This window comes from Myxococcus sp. AB056 (assembly GCF_006547365.1).
GTDB classification, from domain to species: domain Bacteria; phylum Myxococcota; class Myxococcia; order Myxococcales; family Myxococcaceae; genus Myxococcus; species Myxococcus virescens.
Genome location: NZ_VHLB01000022.1, coordinates 75,540 through 93,734 on the forward strand (window position 1 = coordinate 75,540; position 18,195 = coordinate 93,734).

Below are 18,195 nucleotides of genomic sequence, written 5' to 3' on the forward strand. Positions count from 1 at the left end.
GGGTGCCGTTCCAAGGGTGTCGGTGGGAAGATTCGTGTCCCCGTCCCGGGGGCAGACGAGCACGGCGCTCGCGCCCCCGGGAACAGGTGTGATGGTGTCTCGTCAATGCCCGCGCGCGTCGGCAGTGGCCGTTGCTTCACACGGGGGGCGCTTTGACGCCCCAGGGAGGGCATTTCTTGCGGAGTCATGGGTCGCGCTGCGTGCACAGCGCGGTCCCTTGCCCTCTCCGGGTCATGGCAGGAAGGCGTTCTTCACCGCGTCGAGCAGCGGATTGGCGCCAGTCTGTGGGTCGGTGCATCCCTGGTTGATGGTCCAGATGATGGTGCCACCGTATCCGTTGTCATGGGCGAAGGCGCCCTTGGCGGCAATGGTTTGCGGTGAGTCATACGAAATCCACCGCACCGTGCCGTCCTCCACGGGGACGTCGAAGGTGACGTAGCTGGCCTTCGCCGCCTCGTCCCAGTGGTAGACGCCCGTCGCCGACAGCTGGAGAATCTTGCTGTATGTGAAGGAATTGTCGCTGCCCACGTAGTCGGACCAGTCCGTGTACGGCTGATACGGGCCGGTGATGTTCCGCCACGCCATGCCATAGAACGGGATGCCCATGCCCAGCTTGCTCTTGGGGATGCCCGCGTTGGCCCAGGCGCTGAGGCTGGAGGATACGGACGTGGGATGGTTGCCCGCCTCGCCTGTGAGCGCGGAGGTGTACCAGGACAGCCAGCCGCCCCAGGGGCCCGTCATCTCGTAGGTCATCACGTTCATCTGGTCCAGGTAGGGGACCAGGTTGGTGAACCACGGGTCCGCATCCTCGGGGAAGTTGCTGTTGACCCAGCCGATGGGCATGGTGAGCAGCATCTGCGGCCGGGCCGCGCGCAGCGCCTGTATCAGCGCGAGCAACGCCGGCTTGTCCGCCTGTTCCACCGGCTCCCAGTCGATATCCAGGCCGTCATAGCCAAAGGTATCCATCGCGTTGAGCAGGTTCTGGACGAACAGGGCGCGGTTCGCGTTGGACGCCGCACCCACCCAGCCGTCGTGCTCACCCGCGCCGCCCACCATGATGATGGCCTTGCGTCCGGCCGCGTGCGCCCGCGTGGACAGCGTCCGCGCGATGGCCGGGCCATTCGAGTTGTCGAACTGGGTGTTCACCGTCCCATCCGGATTGGGAGTGACGCGGCCGACGAGGATGTGCGTAAGCGCGGAGAAGTCCACCTTCTCCGGCGGGTACATGTCGGCGTTCCAGCCGGTGTAGTAGCCCGACACCCACGTGCCGCTCGGCGGGGGCGTGTTCGGGACGGTGACGGTGGCCACCGCCGACTTCGTGGGGTCGGCCTGGCTCGTCGCGACAACGTGGTAGGTGCCCGCGATGGCCGGAGCGGTGTACAGGCCCGCCGGCGTGACGGTGCCTCCCGCCGCGCCCTCCTGCACGGACCACGTCACCGCCGTGTTGGTGCTGCCCGTCACCGTGGCCGTGAAGGCCTGCGTCCCCCCGGCTGGAACCGTGGCGGAGGCGGGGGTGATGGCCACCTCCACGGGCGGAGGCGGCGCGGCCATGCCACGCACGCCCAGCTCGTCGAAGTAGAGCGTGGGCAGGCTCAGTCCCCGGCCTTCCTGGAGCGCCAGGCCCGTCAGCCGAGCCCCTTCCGGCGCCAGGAGGGAGATGGGAACGGTGCACGTCACCCAGGTGTTGGCGCGGATGCGGCCTCCGGTGCAGTACGGCCCCAGCTCGGTGCCAGGCGTGAAGGCGCCATTCACCACGGCCCGGGCCAGCACCACCGCGTTGTTGCCGCCCGTCCCGCCATGCACGCGCAGGGTGAGCGTCATGCCCGCGTTCGAGGTGATTGGCGATGTATTGAAATACAGCGCCTCCCAGGCGCGCATCGTCACGGAGATGGAGTAGCGCCCCGCCGCGACAGGGGAGGTGTTGGTGAGCGAGTGGGGGGCCCAGGAGTAGTCCTGCCACGGTGCTTCCATGGCATCGCGGTAGATCCAACTCGTCGTGACGGGGACCAGCTCGGGGGGCTCGCCTTCGTTCCCGTCAACCACTGCCGCGGGAGGCCTTGCCTCCGCCTGGGCGGCCCACGCCGCGCTGCCGCCAGAAGCCAGGACCATGGCCATCCATGAAACCAACCATACGACCAACCGGTTCATTCGCTTCTCCTGTCGAGGCCCGTCGGAATTCCACGCTCACTCGCGGTGAGCCGTGCTACACGGTCTCGCTGCCTGACTGAGATTGACGGGCCTTGAGCAACCTGGGGGAGGAGCCCTTCATGGCAAAGCCCTCCCCAAGGTCGCCTCAATCACTGTCAATGCGACAGTGGGGATTTATTTATCTGGGAGGTGTCCCGGACTTCGCATCCGGGCGCCGGACAGGCGCCTCGCGGGACCAGGAATGCGGTGACATTCCCTCAGTCGGCTCAGCGCAGCCACTGCTTTCGAACAGGGCCAGGCGCGGTCGCCTCGTTCCGGGATGTATTGATGGTGAGTTGTATTTGTATGTCTATTGCTGTCAGTGGCCCGGGTGGCCAGCGCGTAGGCACGCCTTCTGGCCACCCGGGCATCACGTCAGTGTTGCGGCTCCACCCGGAGGGCGCCGGCGGGCGGTGCCGCCGAGTCCAGCGGGATGAAGACCTGCTGCGTCTGGCCTTGTGTCCAGTCCGAATTCCAGACGAAGACGGTGACGCTGCCCGGCGTGGTGGCTCGGAAGTAGAAGCGGCCCTGGGCCTGGGGGTTCCCCAGGTCGAGCGTCGTCACCGTGGGGCCCGCACAGGCGGGGTCGGCGTAGAACTGGATGCCGGGGGAGGCCGGGCCTGCTGAGGTGATGTTGAAGCCCGTCATGGCGGGCACGGCCAGGTTCCCGCTCACGTCCTGGGTCTGGACAATGAGCGGGCCGGAGCAGAGGCCCACGGGGACCTGCCGAGGCGGATTACGGAAGGCGAGGCTTGCTACCGGACCCGCGAGCACATCCACGGCGAAGGTGGAGCCGGGGAGGGTGGCCGGGTCATACCCCGCGCCGGTGATGACGTTGGAGTGAATGACATTGCCCGTGCCCAGGTCGGAGATTCCGGCCTGGTAGACGTAACCATTCGTCACCCCGTCGAAGTGGAGCTCGTTGCCCACGACCTGGATGTTCGTCGGCACCGCCGGAGGGCTTTGATCCGCATTGCCCTGGGACAGGTAGACGCCGATGTCGTTGTTGAAAAGTTGGTTGTCATGGATGAGGACGTCCGTGGAAAACGGGCCCCCATACATCGGCCCTCCGTAGACAAGGATGCCGCTGGCGACACCCTCTCCGGTGTAGGAGTGCCCGGAGATGAGGTTGTTGACGATGTGTCCGGTGGCCCCGAGCCCGATCTGGATTCCGGACTGGGCGACGTTGCCGATGGGACCGGCGCCCACCAGCCGGTTGTTGGTGATGTCCACAAAGACATTGCCAACCGCCACGACGCCGGCCTTCTGGTATCCCAGCAGGAGGTTGTTCTGGACACCGACGTGTTGCGTCGGGCTCAACGGGGCCTGGTTGCGAATCAGGATGCCAGTGCCCTCCTGGCAGCCTCCGGTTCCGTCTCCCTGGCGGATGTTGAAAATCTGGGTGTTGATGACGGAGCCCGTCGCATTGTCGAACCGGATGCCGACGAGCGCGTCCTCCCCCGTGTCGCAGACGTCCGAGAGCTCATTCAACATGAGCCTGAGGTTCATGTAGAACGCGCTGCCGCCGCAGTTGCGCGCGATGGCGCCCTTGAAGCGGTCTCCCGGAGGGTCCAGCGCGATGATGAAGTGCCCTGCCCCATCCAGGACGTAGCCATCCGGAATGAGCAGGGTGGAGTAGGTGGCGCAGCTGCCCGCCAGCGTCAGAACGTTTCCGTTCTGGAAGACAGGGCAGGGAATGTACCCGCAGGTGAGGTCCTGGAAGCCCTCTAGGGGGGACTCCGTGCTCAGCGCTGCCGTGTGGAGGTCTTCACTGGGGCTGCTGTGGACCTCTTCGTGACTGGGTTCCTCGCCCGAGCACCCCACGACTGGCAGTGACAGGGTTCCAACCAGAAGGCTTCCGAAACATCGCCATCGATTTCGACTCATGAACGCTCCTCTCTCTGAGCGGCTGCTCAGTGAGAGGGACTCGATAGTGTGAAGTCGTGCAGCGTCATATGGACTCCACGGATGGTGATGGCGCTGGATGTGGACAGTCGCCGCTGCTCGGGTCCAGGTGAGATGTCCAGAAGGGGGTGGATGTGATGGGCGCGCGACGGAACGCGGGAGGGGCAAAGGTAGGATGGCTCCCCGGGAGCCACACTCCGGGCCAGGGCGTGGCGTTGGAAGCGGGGCCTGCGGACGGGCCGATCGAGCATGGGAGACAGGCCCTGGCAACGCTTGTCGCGGCGACGTCCGTGTCCACGTCGCGCAGTTGACGGGAGGGTGCCCCGCAGGGGGGCTCCCCGGAAGGTCGGCTGACGCGTTGCATGGGAGGCAGGGGCCTCGCGCCGCCGGGAGGCTCCCGGTAACGTTTCGAATTCCTTTCCCGCCGGAGGATGCCGTCATGACGTTCTTGGACACGCAGAACCCCTGGCGCCTCGCGGGCGTGTTGTTGCTGCTCGTCACCGCGGGGTGTCACCTGGAGGACCCGCAGCCCCTTCAACAGGAGCCCTCCGCGTCGGCGCGGGTGATGGTGGTGCTGCCGCGCACGCTGACGCCCGGGCCCGTCACGGAGGTCCGTGCCGCGCTCACGCCTGTGGAAGGAGAAGAAGCGGGCGCGGTGCTCTCCGGCGGCGACGGTCTGTGGCAGGGGCTGGTGCGGCGGATTGCCTCCGGACGAGCAGCTGAGGTGAGTGCGACCGTCCGAGGCGATGGCGGTGAGGTCCTGGCGCACATCGACGTCCCGAACGTGGTGATAGGCGCGCACCGGACGGCGCTGGTCGTCCTGGTCCCGCGAGCCCCCAGTTCCGGCGTGCCCGGAGCGCCTTTTATCGACGCGGTGGTGGGCTCGTTGGCGGAGGTCCGGCCCGAAGGGCAGGTGGCGCTGCGCGCGGTGGCAGAGGCCGCGTCCGGGGATGGGGCGCTCACGTATGCCTGGCGGGCCTCGGCTGGAAGCTTCAGCGACGCCAGCGCCGTGGCGCCCGTCTGGACGGCGCCAGAGGCGTCCGGCTTCGTGACCTTGACGCTCCAGGTGACGAACGCGGTGGGGCAGGGGGCCACGCTGGACTTTCCCGTGCGAGTGGCCCGGGACCATGGCTTCGGAGCGGACAGCGTGGCCGCCTTCAATCGCTGGCCGTTGATGGTGGAGCTGGGCTCCCTTCCTTCTGGCGAGGTCCCGTATGGCGACTCCCTGCAACTCCAGGCGGAAGGCTGGGACGAAGACGGAGACACGCTCACCTACGCATGGACGGCCAGTTGCGAAGGCACCTTCGATGACGCGAGCGCGCGGTCGCCTCGCTTCACGCCGTCCACGCCGCCCTCGGGGGCCTGTGGCGCGTGCCAGTTCCACGTCACGATGCGGGATGGCCGAGGCGGTGAGCACGTGGGCTCGGTCGCCGTGTGCGTGGTGCAGCGGCTGCCGCCCATCATCATCTCCACGGCTCAGTCGCGGACGGAGGCCGTGAGCGCGGAGCCCGTCCTGCTCCAGGCGGTGGCGGAGGATCCGCGCGGCGAGGCGCTCACCTTCCAGTGGTCCGCGAACACCGGCCTCCTGGGAACCGCCACCCAGGACGGGACGCGGAGCGAGGTGCCCTGGTCCGAGCTGTCCTGTGTCCCGGCGGGCGTGGAGCCTTCCGTGCGGCTCACCGTCACGAATGTCTCGGGGATGAGCGCGGCGCACGTGTTCCGGATTCGTTGGGATGACCGGCGCTGTGGGGCGTTTCCTCCCTGCTCCGCCCGGTGGGAGAACGGCCGCGTGACGTTGACGGCGGACTGCACGACGGAGGGCACGCTGTACATCCCGGACGGAGTCACCTTCGATGGCGCCGGGCACGTTGTGACTGCGGTGGACCCCGAGGGCGGCCACTTCCAGGGCGCCGTGCTCCGCAACCGGGGAGACACGGCCCATGTCCACGACGTGACGGTGGCGGCGCGCGGCCTGTCGGACCTGCCGTGTGATGCGGGCGAGGCCGGCTTGAGTGGCATCCGCTTCACCGGGGCGAGTGGTTCCATCACCGATAGCGAGGTGCGTGCGCTGCACCAGGGCGCGGGCGAGGGCGGCTGCCAGGAGGGCGTGGCCATCGAGGTACGAAACGCCCAGGACGCGTCCCACGTGGTCCAGGTGGAGGTCCTGCGCAACCACGCCGTGGGCTACCAGAAGGGGGGCATCGTGGCCTCGGGCCGGGTGGACGTGGCCGTGGAGGACAACGTGGTGGAGGGCGGCGGTCCGTCGGCCGTCATCGCCAGGAATGGCATCCAGTTGAGCTTCGGCGCCACGGGACAGGTGCTGGGCAACCGCGTCACCGGCAACATCTATACGGGGACCGGCTATGTGGCGGCCGGCATCCTCGTCGCGGGTGGGGCTTACTACGGCGGTCCGGTGTGCGAGGACGTCCTCATCCAGGGCAACACGCTGGAGGCGAACGACATTGGCATCGACCTGTCGCAAGCGGAGGCGGACGGTGGGCCGCTGGCGCAATCCTCACGGTTGCTCGTGGTGGAGAACACGTTGAGCCACGAGGTGGTAGCGAACGGCGTGCCGTACCAGGCGGCCATCTCGGACCTGGGCGGGGCCAACGTCATCAGCCGCAACCGCATCAGCGGCGCGGGCTATGCCAGGGAGACCCTGCCGGGCTCCACCTTCGACGTGGACGTGGTGGCGGACGCGGCGGCGCAGGTGGCCTTCCTGACGCCCCCGCAAGACGTGGCGGCGGGCGCGTGCTCCGAGGCGTTGGTGGTGCAGAGCCAGGACGCCATGGGCAATCTGTCCGCCCTGGCTTCGTCCCTGCTGGTGGTGGAGGCGCAGGGGAACGTTGGCGGGGTGACCTTCTTCCGGGACGCGGCGTGTGCGCAGGCCCTGGTGCCTCTGAATGGCAGCGGCGCCATGGCCCTGGAGGGACCGCAGCAGGAAGCGGTGTTCTATTTCCGCGCGGAACAGGCAGGGGCCCTGGAGGTGCGGGTGCGAGGCGACGGGGTGAGTGCCTCCCAGATGCACGTGGTGCGTTAGACGGGGTGGAGTGCGTCGAAGCATTGAATGAGCCATTGCCATGGCCGTCGCGTCGTCCGTGGCTCTGGGTCTGTCTTGCTTCGGTCTCTGTCGTAGACTCCGTGGGATGGAAGGGGCCAAAGTCACTTCTACTTCCACTGGTTCGTCATGACTCCGACTCCCTTTGGGCCTGCGTACACCCTCCAGACAGCACGAACGCTGCTCCGCTGCTGGTCACCCGCTGACGCCGCGCGTGCGCTCCGCGCCATCGACGCCAGCCTCGACCACCTGCGCCCTTGGTTGGACTGGGCGCGGCACTACCCCATCAGCGTGGAGCAGCAGGCCGCCGTCCTGCGGCGCTTTCGCGGAACCTTCGACCTGGGGCAGGACTTCACCTATGCCGTGTTCGACCGGGGAGGGACGGAGGTCCTGGGCGGCTGCGGGCTGCATCCTCGTGGTGTGGGCGAGGGGGGCCGGGAGATTGGGTATTGGATTGCCGCCCAGCACACCGGTCAGGGGCTCGCGACCGAAGTGGCGGCGGCGCTCGTCCGCGTCGCGTTCGAGCTGGATGGCCTGCGCCGGGTGGAGATTCACTGCGACCCGCTCAACGTGCCGAGCGTCGCGGTGGCCCGCAAGCTGGGCTTCACCCACGAAGGCACCTTGCGACAGCGCCTCCTGGCCGCTGACGGCTCGTGGCGCGACGTCATGATCTGGACCCTCCTGGCGGAGGACTACCGGGCCAGCCCCGCCGCCGCGAGCGATCTGGAAGCGTTCGACGTGCTGGGGCAGAAGCTGCTGTAGACCCTCTGCTCAGGGGGCCGGGTCCTCGCGCTCCGGCTCGCCTTCCAGCGCCATTCAACCGCGTGCCGCGTGTCGGATTCCAGGGCCGAGGGGACGGGGCTACGTCATTCCCACGGATGATGCGAGCACGCTGGGGAGCAGCACCCCGAACCTGGTCGTCCGCATGAAGAACCTCGTCTGAGGCGTCTCTTCCGGCTCGACGGCTCGCGCAGGTACCAGGGCGTGTTGATGACGACGATGTGGGGCCCTCCGCGAACCAGGAGCATCATCTTCAACAGCGTGGCGGTGTGACTGGGGATGATGAAGTGGTGCCAGCGGCGCTCGACGAGCTCTGGCACCAGCACCGCAATGAACCGGCCCGGATGCTCCGCGGCGAGCTTCCGGACGTAGCCCAGCAGCGGGTCCACGACCTGGCGGTAGGTCGGCACGAGCACGTCCAGTCGTGGCACCGGCCGTCCGGCCTTCCGAAGGGGCGCGGCCACCTGCCACTCCCAGCGCTGCACCAACTGCTCCTGGGCGTCCGGTTGTCCTCGGACCTGCACGGCATACACATCCGGGGACATGGACAGGGCCAGCCGCAGGCCCTTCTGCGCCACCCGGTCCAGGCGCCGGAGGGGTACCACCACCACGGGCGCGGCGAGCGGCTGCACGGGGATGGGGTGGGGCGTCTCGGTGGCGGCGTGGATGCGCTCGGCGTGGCGCCGGGAGGTCCGGAGCAGCGCGTAGGTCAGGGGAATGAAGACGACGGTCAGCCAGGCGCCCTCTTCGAACTTGGCCGTCGCCACCACGGTCAGCGCCAGGGCGGTGCAGGCCGCGCCCACGCCATTCACCCACTGGAACCGCCGCGTGCCGCGTCCGCTCATGCGCCGCCAGTGCATGACCATGCCGAGCTGGGACAGGGTGAAGGCGGACAGCGCCCCCACCGCGAACAGCGGGATGAGGTGGTCCGTCACGCCGTTGAACACCACCAGCAGCGCGGCGGCCAGCAGGGACAGGGTGATGATGCCCGTGGAATACACGAGGCGCTGGCCCACGTGGGCGAAGGCCGGAGGCAGGTTGCTGTCGAGCGCCAGCGCGCGGCACAGGCGGGGGAAGTCCGCGAAGCTCGTGTTGGCGGACAGGCAGAGCACGCAGACGATGGCCGCCAGCGTCACGTAGTAGAAGACGCCGCGCCCGGTGACGGCGGCCACGACCTGGGACAGCACGCTCTGGTAGCCGGCCTGGCCCGGCGCGGTCGCGCCAATGTCATAGGCGTGGCTCATCCACGCCACGCCGCAGAGGAGCATCACCAGGATGCTCACGATGCCCAGCAACGTCCGGCGCGCGTTGCGCACGCGGGGTTCGCGGAAGATGGGTACGCCGTTGCTGACGGCCTCGATGCCCGTCATCGCCGTGCAGCCGTTCGCGAAGGCATGCATCAACAGCCAGAGGCTCGCCATGGCCGTGCTCTCCGGGAGCCGGGGTGGGGCGACGACGGGCACGGGGCTGCCACCGGACGTGAGCACCTTCCAGATGCCGATGAGCAGGGTGATGCCCAGGCAGCCGACGAACAGGTAGGTGGGCAGCAGGAAGGCCGAGCCCGCGGTACGGACGCCTCGCAGGTTCACCACCATGATGAAGCCGAGCAGCGCCAGGCACAGGAGCAGGGTGTGGGGGAACAGGCTGGGGATGGCGGAGACGAGCGCGCCCACGCCGGCGGAAATGGCCACCGCGACGTTGAGCACGTAATCCAACGCCAGCGCGGAGGCCGCGAGCAGCGCGGGCTTCACGCCCAGGTTGGCGCGGGCCACGGAGAACGAGCCGCCGCCGTCGGGATACGCGGCGATGGTCTGCCGATAGGAGAACTGCACCACGAGCAGCAGCGCGACGATGATGCCGGTGAGCAGGCCGATGTACCGCGGCCCGGCGCTGCCCAGCACGAGCATGGCGGTGAGCGCAGCCTCGGGCCCGTAGGCCGCGGAGGCCAGCGCGTCCAGCCCGAGCACGGGGATACCTGTCAGCGGACCAATCCTCTCCTCTTCCGCTCGCTCGTTCGGAATGGGCCTGCCGAACAGGACCCGCCACAAGGACATGCCTGAAAGGTAGTGCCGCGTCTCCGGGGGCTTCGACAGGCGACGGGCCTTGCGCCCGGCCTTACTTGGAAAGTTCCTGCGTGCTGCGCACCCTCGTCATGGATTCCCCTGCATGACGGAGGCGCCATGACCCCGTCCGAGTTGACGGCCGAGCAGCTTCAACACCAGGTGCATTCGCTGGGTGACTGGTTCCACAACCTGGACCTGCATGGCGTGCAGACGGCGCCCCGGCATCCCCTGGGAGACTTCCCCGCCGTGTTCTGGCGGACCTTCCAGCGAGCCTTCCCCAGGGATTTGACGGGCAAGTCCGTGCTCGACATCGGCTGCAACGGGGGCTTCTACAGCATCGAGATGAAGCGGCGGGGCGCGGCCCGCGTGGTGGGCATCGACAGCGACGCGCGCTACCTGGCCCAGGCTCGTTTCGCCACCCAGGTGCTGGGGGTGGACGTGGAGCTGCATCAACTGGACGTGTACGAAGCGGGCGCGCTGGGCGAGAAGTTCGATGTCGTGCTCTTCATGGGCGTGCTCTACCACCTGCGCCATCCCTTGCTCGCGCTGGACCTGCTCCATGAGCACGTCGTGAGGGACCTGCTCTTCTTCCAGACGATGGAGCGGGGCAGCACCCAGGTGGGGCCAGTGGCGGCGGACTACCCCATCTCCGAGCACGCCATCTTCGACCGGCCGGACTTCCCGAAGCTGCACTTCATTGAACGCCGTTATGCCGGAGACCCCACCAACTGGTGGGTGCCCAATGCGGCGTGCACGGAGGCCATGCTCCGCTCCGCCGGCTTCGAATTGCTCGAGCGGCCCGCCCGGGAAATCTACCTGTGCCGACGCAGCACGCGCCCGGAGGTGCTCCAATGATTGAGGCGGTGAAGCTGTGGAATGAACCCAACAACATGTCGCACTGGGACTTCGGGCTGGATGCCGACTGGGCCATCTTCTCCCGGATGGTGCGGCTGGCGGGCGCCGCGGTGCGCGCGGAGAACCCCCGGCTGCCGCGCGTGCTGGGGGGGATGGCGCCCATCGACGTGTCCTTCCTGCGCCGCATGGAAGCGCAGGGCGCCCTGGATGAGGTGGACGTCGTCGCGGTGCATGGCTTCCCGCTCGACTGGAACCACTGGCAGCTCGACGAATGGCCCGAACGCCTGGCGGAGATTCGCGCCGTGTCACGTCTCCCTGTCTGGGTGACGGAGGTGGGGGTGTCCACCTTCGGCGCGGAGGAGGTGCAGGAGTTCGGCCTGCGTCGCACCGCCGAGCTCCTGCTGGACCAGGTGGACCGCGTGCACTGGTACAGCCTCTACGACCTGCCCAGGGCCTGGCCCGCGACGACACGCCACCGCGAGGCGGAGGGCTCGTCGTACTACCGGCACTTCTACATGGGGCTGCTGCGCGAGGACGGCACGCCCAAGCGGGCCATGCGCCACTTCGCGGACTACACGCCCCAGTTGGGCATCTGCCAGTGGTTCCACTTCGAGGACCACCGGCTGGATGACGCCGTGGCCTGGCTGCGGAAGATGGGCGTCCGCAAGCTGCGCACGGGCCTGAGCTGGGCGGACAGCCACCGGCCCGGCGCCGAGGCGTGGTTCGACCGGCAGATGCGCGCGCTCGACGGCTTCGACGTGACGCTGACGTACTGCTTCACTCCCGGCTCCCGGGGCCTCAAGGACCACCACACGAGTCCGCCCCAGCAGGTGGAGGAGTTCGCGGACTTCTGCGCGCGGATGACGCGCCGGTATGCGCAGTGACGCTCGTCAGGCGCGCAGCAGGGCGGCGTAGCGCTCCGCCGCGCGCCGCAAGCGGCTGGCTTCTTCGGGGGCTGTCTCCGCCAGCGCGGTGGCGGCCAGCAGGTGGTGGCCCAACTGGAAGGCCAGATAGCAGGGCCTGTAGAAAGCCCGCAGCCCTTCGCTGACGGGACGGCCACTGGCCCTCGCCACGTGCTCGGCGAGCCGCGCCTCCGCCTGGACGTCGAACCCCAGCTCCACCGCGGCGCCCACCACGTCCCAGGCCACGTCCTGGCAGCCAATCAGGTCATGACCGGCGTGGTGGTCCACCGCGTCCGCCTTGAGCAGCCGCCCGTCCGCCAGCACCAGCCACTCCCACGGCTGGAGCTTGTTGTCCGTCTCCACGTGGCGGACCTCCCGCGCGAGCGTGCCCAGGTGCCGGCTCCATCCATCGAACTCGCGGGCACAGCACGCCTCGCCCAGGACCCGCGCTGTGTTGTAGCGGGCCATGTCGAGCAGTGCGGCCACGGACGCGCCTCGCTCCAGCGCATCCACGGGAAAGTGCCGGGCCCGGAAGCCGAGGTAGCCGCCCACCTGGGCCTCCATCGCCTGGCGTCCGTACTCGGGCACCCGGGACAGCGGCCGTGCGTCCTCCATCCACCGTTGCACCAGGAAGCCGTGCCGCAGTCCCTCCACCGGTGGGGTGAAGCCCGCCTGGGCAAGCTGCCGGGCACGCAGCATCCGGTGTTCACCGAAACCTCCGAGGCCCGCGAACTTGAGGAGGAACACGCCGCGCGGCGTGGTGACCCGGTATTTGCGCCGCTCCTGTTGGACGTGCACCGGGGGCCATTCACGGGCGTCTGGAAACAGCAGACGCCGCCATGTCCCCGCGCCCAGGTCCTCCAGGTGGCTGTGCGCCTGGCCCGTGAGGTCCTCGCACCAACGGGCCAGGAGGCACCGGGCGTCTCCCGGCTGGAGGAACAGCGCATCGAACTCCGTCAGGTGCCGCCGCGCCTGGGCCCAGCGGGTCCGGTGCCGCTCGCTGGCCATGGGGCCGGGGGCGCCCGCGTGGCTGGGGAAGAAGCACAGCCTCCGCGCTGAAACGCCGTGGTCCTCCAGGAAGTCCGCTACCGCGCCAAAGGAGCTCCCTGACAGGCCGGGCCCTTCGTCCACGATGGCCACGTCCGTGTTCGCGGCGCGCGCCAGCAGCTCCCGCTCCAGTCCGGGCCCCAGGCTGCAGACGCGTTGGTACGGGTGCCCCGTGGGCCGGACGGTGAGGGGTGGCGGCGCCTTCATCGCGGCGGCCACGGCGCACGCCAGACTCGCGCCGATGCCTCGGATGCCCACCACCAGGGGCGGCGCTGGAGGATGCAGCGTCTTCGCGGCCTCCAGGTACTGCTCTGGATAGAGCGCGTGGTAGGCGTAGCCTTCGGGCACGGAGAGGCCAACGCGCTCCGGCAGCGGCAACCGGCCCAGCGCTTGGAATGGGGCCGCGGGGACGGGAGGCACGGACGCGAAGCCTGTCTCCCAGGAACGCTGGAGCGCCTGCGCGAGCACGAAGGGCAGCGCGACGCACGCCGCGCCGAGCGGCCCGGGGTCGTCGTGCCGCCGCTCCGCGAAGTCTTGGTCCAGGACGCCCTGCGCCAGCGAGCCGGAGTCGATGAACAGGGAGACCAGCGCGGCATGTCGGTCCAACCCCGGCGCCATCACCTCCCACTGCCGCAGGCGCGCATGGAGCGCCGACAGGAGCTCCCGGGGTGACGCGTGCTTCACGGCGCTCCCGTAGATGAGCATCCTTCAGCCCTGGCGCAGGTGGCGGTAGGCGATGGCCGCGAGCGCATCGAACCCGGGCACCTCCCAGGGCACCTCGCGTGATGCGCGCAGCGCTTGTGTGTACGCGATGAAGGCCGTGAGCTGCTCGGGGCTCGGTGACACGAGGTTCCGTCGGTCCTTGGCGAGCGACAGCGCCTCCAAGGGGGCCAGGCCACCCTCCACGAGGACGCACAGCGCCAGCAGCGCGCTGCGCCCGATGCCGTGCTCGCAGTGGATGAGCACCTTCTCCCGCCGCGCCAGCCGCGCGCGGACCCAGGCCACGCCGTCGTGAATCATGGGCAACCGGATGGCCTGCATGTCCTGCGTGGGCAGGTGGAGCAGGGTGATGCCGTGCTGGCGAAGCACCCGCTCGTCGTCGCAGTCCTCGACCCGCACGTCCACCACGGAGCGGATGCCAAGCTGTCCCGCGAGGTAGGCCGCGGCCTCCATGGGGTAGCGTCCGCCCACGGCGAGCGACGGTGTCACGGCGTCCAGGTTGAGCTCCCACTCCGGTGTCCTTCCCAGCACGGCTGCCTCCTCTTCGCCTGCGCCTTCGAGAAGGAAGATAGGTGTCCGCGCTCCCACGACGACGTCCGACGCGGCCGGGCAAGCGGCCCTTCCGCGCGTCGGGCCCCCGACACATGGTGTCCAGGCTGGCGGCGCTCGAACGAAGCGGGCGTTGGCGGGGCCACGGCCGCCCCGCATGCGCCAAAAGGGCGGGTTGTCCTGGCCTCGCTGGCGGCACAGAACGCGGAGTGGGACAGGGACGGGAGGACGCGATGTCGGACGGAATGATGAGGGCCGCGGTAGTCACGGGCCCTGGGGGGACACGGGTGGACCGCATCGCCCGGCCCGAGCCCGGCCCTGGCGCCATACGCGTGCGGCTGGAGGGCTGTGGCGTGTGCGGCTCCAACCTGCCCACCTGGGAGGGCCGTGACTGGTTCCGCTATCCGATGAAGCCCGGGACGCCCGGACACGAGGGCTGGGGCGTGGTGGACGCCGTGGGAGACGGGGTGACGGACCTTCGCGTGGGAGACCGGGTGGCCACGCTCTCCTCGGCGGCCTTCGCGGAGTACGACGTGGTGGAGGCGTCGTCCGCCGTGGTGCTTCCACCCTCGCTCGCGGGCAAGCCGTTTCCGGGAGAGCCGCTGGGCTGCGCCATGAACATCTTCCGTCGCGGCGACATCCAGGCGGGGCAGACGGTGGCCATCATCGGCATCGGCTTCCTGGGCGCGGTGGTGACACGGCTCGCGGCGAACGCGGGCGCGCGGGTCCTCGCCATCTCCCGGCGTCCCTTCTCGCTGGAGTTGGCGCGGGCCTATGGCGCCGCCGAGTGCATCCCCATGGATGACCACGGCCGCATCATCGACCGCGTGAAGGCCCTCACCGACGGTGCCTTCTGCGACCGCGTCATCGAGGCCGTGGGCTCGCAGTGGCCGCTCGACCTCGCGGGCGAACTCACGCGGGAGCGGGGCCGGCTCGTCATCGCGGGCTACCACCAGGACGGGCCCCGGCAGGTGAACATGCAGTTGTGGAACTGGCGCGGCCTGGATGTCATCAACGCGCACGAACGCGACCCGCGCGTCTACGTGGAGGGCATCCGGCTCGCCGTGGACGCCGTCGCCTCCGGCGCGCTGGACCCCTTTCCCCTCTTCACCCACCAGTTCCGCTTGGAGGAACTCGACCGCGCCTTCGACGCCCTGCGCTCCCGGCCGGACGGCTTCCTCAAGGCCCTGGTCACGCCATGAGCGCTCCCGTGATGCGGCGCCCCCGGCTGGGCTTTCTCGGCGTGGGCTGGATTGGACGCCATCGGATGCAGGCCCTGGTGAAAGAGGCCCAGGTGGACGTCATCGGCGTGGCGGACCCTTCGGAGGCCGCCGCCGAGGCCGCGCGGGCGCTCGCGCCGGGGTGTGAGCGGGTGGACTCCCTGGACGCGCTGCTCGCGCTCTCACCCGACGGCGTCGTCATCGCCACGCCCAGCGCTGTTCACGCGGAGCAGTCCATCCAGGCGTTGGAGCGCGGCGTGGCCGTGTTCTGCCAGAAGCCGCTGGGCCGCACGGCCCACGAAGTCCGGCGCGTGGTGGAGGCGGCCCGGAGGTCGGACGTGCTGCTCGGCGTGGACTTCAGCTACCGCTACGCGGAAGGGCTGCGCAGGGTCCGAGCGCACCACCAGTCGGGCGCGCTGGGGCACGTGCATGCGGTGAACCTCGTCTTCCACAATGCCTACGGCCCGGACAAGCCGTGGTTCTACGACGCGGCGCTCGCCGGGGGCGGCTGCGTCATGGACCTGGGCATCCACCTGGTGGACCTGGCGCTGTGGGTGCTCGACTTCCCCGCCGTCCGCCGGGTGAGCAGCCAGCGCTTCGCCCAGGGACGGCCGCTGCGTGGCCGGGAGGAGGGCGTGGAAGACTACGCCGCCGCCCTGCTGGAGTTGGAAGGAGGCACCGCCGTCCAGCTCGCCTGCTCCTGGAAGCTGTCGGCGGGCTGCGACGCGGTGATTGAAGCGTCGTTCTATGGGACGGAAGGGGGCGTGTCGTTCCGCAACGTGAATGGCTCGTTCTACGACTTCACGGCGGACGCCTTCCGGGGCACCGGGCGTGAGCGGCTCGCCGACCCGCCAGATGGCTGGGGCGGACGGGCCGCCGTGGACTGGGCCACACGCCTGGCCCAAGGAAAGCGCTTCACGCCGGAGAACGAGCAGCTCATCCAGGTCGCGGAGACGCTCGACAGACTCTACGTCTGAGAGCGTTCGCATGCCCGTCTCCCGAGATGCGGAGGCATCGGGCTCTGTCTGGACGGTGGAAGGTGTGGGACTGAAACACCGTTCCTCGCCTGACCATGCAGACCCCTCCCGTCTCACGCGGCGCGATGTGGCGAGCGCTGGGCTACTTGCGGCCCTACCGTCGCACCATTGTCTTCATCCTGCTCCTCGTCCTGACCTCCGCGAGCCTGAGCGCCCTGGAGCCCCTGGTCCTCAAGAGCATCTTCGACCAACTGGGCAGCGAAGACGCCACGAAGCCGGTGCTGATGGGCGTGGGGTTGCTGGTGCTCATGGGGCTCGCGCGTGAAGGGTTGGGCGCCGCGTCCAACTGGCTCACCTGGCGCACCCGCATCCAGGTGCACTTCGCCCTCAACGAGGCCACCGTGTCGCGGCTGCACCGGCTGCCGCTGAGCTTTCACCGGCAGGAGGGCGTGGGCGCGCTGATGACGCGGATGGACCGCGGGCTCCAGGGCTTCGTGGGCGCCATCACCGAGCTCACCTTCAACGTCATCCCCGCGGCGGTGTACCTGTGCATCGCGGTGGGCGTCATGCTCCAGCTCGACTGGCGGCTGGCATTGCTGGCCCTGGCCTTCGCGCCGCTGCCGGTGCTCATCGCCCGGCGCGCCGCGCCCGTGCAGGCCCGGCGCGAGGAGTCGCTGCTGGAGCGGTGGACGCAAATCTACGCCCGCTTCAACGAGGTGCTCTCCGGCATCATCACCGTGAAGAGCTTCGCCATGGAGGAGCGGGAGAAGCAGCGCTTCCTGCATGGCGTGCGTGACGCCAATACCGTCGTCACCCGGGGTGTGGCGTTCGACTCGGCGGTGACGGCGGGGCAGAACACTACCGTGCTCGTCGCGCGCGTGGCGTCCATCTGCATGGGCGGCCTCCTGGTGATGAAGGGGCAGCTCACCGTCGGTACCCTGGTGGCCTTCCTGGGCTACATCGGCGGACTCTTCGGCCCCGTGCAGGGACTCAGCGGCGTGTACAAGACGCTGCGGACGGCCTCGGTGTCCATCCGCCAGGTGTTCTCCATCCTCGACGCGCAGGACTCGCTGGGCGACGCGCCAGACGCGCACGAAATCACGCACATGCGCGGTGACGTGACGTTCGAGGACGTCCACTTCGCCTATCCCTCCGGCGCGGGCCGGCCGCTCATCAACGGCATCTCCCTGGACGTCCGGCGTGGGGAGACGGTGGCCCTGGTGGGCCCCAGCGGCGCGGGCAAGACGACGCTGATGAGCCTGCTGTGCCGCTTCTATGACCCGGACCAGGGCGTCGTGCGCGTTGACGGAAGCGACATCCGGACGCTCAAGCAGTTGTCGCTGCGGCGCAACATCGGCGTGGTGCTCCAGGACGCGCTGCTCTTCAACGAAAGCGTGCGGGGGAACATCGCTTATGGGCGGCCCCAGGCCACGGACGCGGAAATCGAGGCCGCCGCGCGCGCGGCCCACGCACACGAATTCATCCTGGGACTTCCTCAGGGCTACGACACCCTGGTGGGGGAGCGCGGCAACCGGTTGTCCGCGGGCGAGCGGCAGCGTATCGCCATTGCCCGCTCGCTCCTGACAGACCCGCCCATCCTCATCCTCGACGAACCCACCAGCGCGCTCGACGCGGAGAGCGAGGCATTGGTGCAGGACGCACTGGGTGAGCTGATGAAGGGCCGCACCACCTTCGCCATCGCGCACCGGCTCTCCACGGTGGTGAACGCAGACCGCATCCTGGTGCTCAAGGATGGCCGCATCATCGAGGAGGGCTCGCATGCGGAGCTGATGCGCCGTGACGGCTACTACGCGTCGCTGGTGCGCAAGCAGACGCGCGGCCTGCTCCCGGAATTGCCCCCTTCACCCCTGACGCCCGTGGCCGCGTAGGGCTCGTCGCCTCGGCGGCCCATGTGCGGCCGTGATGGGGCCG

At 69.2% G+C, this 18,195-nt stretch carries 12 protein-coding genes; 7 read left to right on the top strand and 5 right to left on the bottom strand.

Annotation, left to right across the window (positions count from 1 at the left end):
• Window positions 1–231: 231 nt before the first annotated feature.
• Both FMP39_RS12735 and FMP39_RS12740 read right to left on the bottom strand, forming a co-directional pair.
• Window positions 232–2,115: a glycosyl hydrolase family 18 protein gene (locus FMP39_RS12735; protein ID WP_141590171.1), complete on the bottom strand. Its 1,884-nt coding sequence runs from the start codon at window positions 2,113–2,115 to the stop codon at window positions 232–234.
• Between the two features lie 447 nt (window positions 2,116–2,562).
• Complete coding sequence (locus FMP39_RS12740; RefSeq protein ID WP_141590172.1) at window positions 2,563–4,074, bottom strand: right-handed parallel beta-helix repeat-containing protein; 1,512 nt, start codon at window positions 4,072–4,074, stop codon at window positions 2,563–2,565.
• 457 nt (window positions 4,075–4,531) lie between these two features.
• Here FMP39_RS12740 and FMP39_RS12745 point away from each other — a divergent pair, with 457 nt between their 5' ends.
• Together FMP39_RS12745 and FMP39_RS12750 are read left to right on the top strand one after the other, a co-directional pair.
• Window positions 4,532–7,132, top strand: coding sequence for a right-handed parallel beta-helix repeat-containing protein (locus FMP39_RS12745; protein ID WP_228557945.1), 2,601 nt, complete (start codon window positions 4,532–4,534; stop codon window positions 7,130–7,132).
• 147 nt (window positions 7,133–7,279) lie between these two features.
• Window positions 7,280–7,912: a GNAT family N-acetyltransferase gene (locus FMP39_RS12750; RefSeq protein ID WP_141590174.1), complete on the top strand. Its 633-nt coding sequence runs from the start codon at window positions 7,280–7,282 to the stop codon at window positions 7,910–7,912.
• Between the two features lie 104 nt (window positions 7,913–8,016).
• On the opposite strand, the gene FMP39_RS12755 is transcribed toward FMP39_RS12750, so the two are convergent.
• Window positions 8,017–9,984 (bottom strand): APC family permease, encoded by a 1,968-nt coding sequence (locus FMP39_RS12755; RefSeq protein WP_141590175.1) that lies wholly within the window; start codon window positions 9,982–9,984, stop codon window positions 8,017–8,019.
• Window positions 9,985–10,110: 126 nt separating this feature from the next.
• Here FMP39_RS12755 and FMP39_RS12760 point away from each other — a divergent pair, with 126 nt between their 5' ends.
• Both FMP39_RS12760 and FMP39_RS12765 read left to right on the top strand, forming a co-directional pair.
• Window positions 10,111–10,848 (top strand): TIGR04290 family methyltransferase, encoded by a 738-nt coding sequence (locus tag FMP39_RS12760; RefSeq protein WP_141590176.1) that lies wholly within the window; start codon window positions 10,111–10,113, stop codon window positions 10,846–10,848.
• Window positions 10,845–11,732 carry a glycosyl hydrolase gene (locus FMP39_RS12765; RefSeq protein WP_141590177.1) on the top strand — a complete coding sequence of 296 codons (888 nt, stop codon included), beginning with the start codon at window positions 10,845–10,847 and terminating at the stop codon, window positions 11,730–11,732. Before FMP39_RS12760 ends, FMP39_RS12765 begins: the two co-directional genes overlap by 4 nt.
• A 6-nt stretch (window positions 11,733–11,738) precedes the next feature.
• On the opposite strand, the gene FMP39_RS12770 is transcribed toward FMP39_RS12765, so the two are convergent.
• Both FMP39_RS12770 and FMP39_RS12775 read right to left on the bottom strand, forming a co-directional pair.
• The gene (locus FMP39_RS12770; protein WP_141590178.1) at window positions 11,739–13,502 is read right to left on the bottom strand and encodes a hypothetical protein; all 1,764 of its coding nucleotides are present in this window, start codon (window positions 13,500–13,502) and stop codon (window positions 11,739–11,741) included.
• A gap of 3 nt (window positions 13,503–13,505) precedes the next feature.
• Window positions 13,506–13,970: a dual specificity protein phosphatase family protein gene (locus tag FMP39_RS12775; RefSeq protein ID WP_225888974.1), complete on the bottom strand. Its 465-nt coding sequence runs from the start codon at window positions 13,968–13,970 to the stop codon at window positions 13,506–13,508.
• Window positions 13,971–14,353: 383 nt separating this feature from the next.
• On the opposite strand from FMP39_RS12775, the gene FMP39_RS12780 reads away from it, so the two are divergent.
• From FMP39_RS12780 to FMP39_RS12790, 3 genes are all read left to right on the top strand, one after another.
• Window positions 14,354–15,268 carry a zinc-binding dehydrogenase gene (locus FMP39_RS12780; protein ID WP_228557946.1) on the top strand — a complete coding sequence of 305 codons (915 nt, stop codon included), beginning with the start codon at window positions 14,354–14,356 and terminating at the stop codon, window positions 15,266–15,268.
• Complete coding sequence (locus tag FMP39_RS12785) at window positions 15,265–16,263, top strand: Gfo/Idh/MocA family protein (protein ID WP_228557947.1); 999 nt, start codon at window positions 15,265–15,267, stop codon at window positions 16,261–16,263. Before FMP39_RS12780 ends, FMP39_RS12785 begins: the two co-directional genes overlap by 4 nt.
• Before the next feature lie 95 nt (window positions 16,264–16,358).
• Window positions 16,359–18,152: an ABC transporter ATP-binding protein gene (locus tag FMP39_RS12790; protein WP_141590180.1), complete on the top strand. Its 1,794-nt coding sequence runs from the start codon at window positions 16,359–16,361 to the stop codon at window positions 18,150–18,152.
• Window positions 18,153–18,195 lie beyond the last annotated feature (43 nt).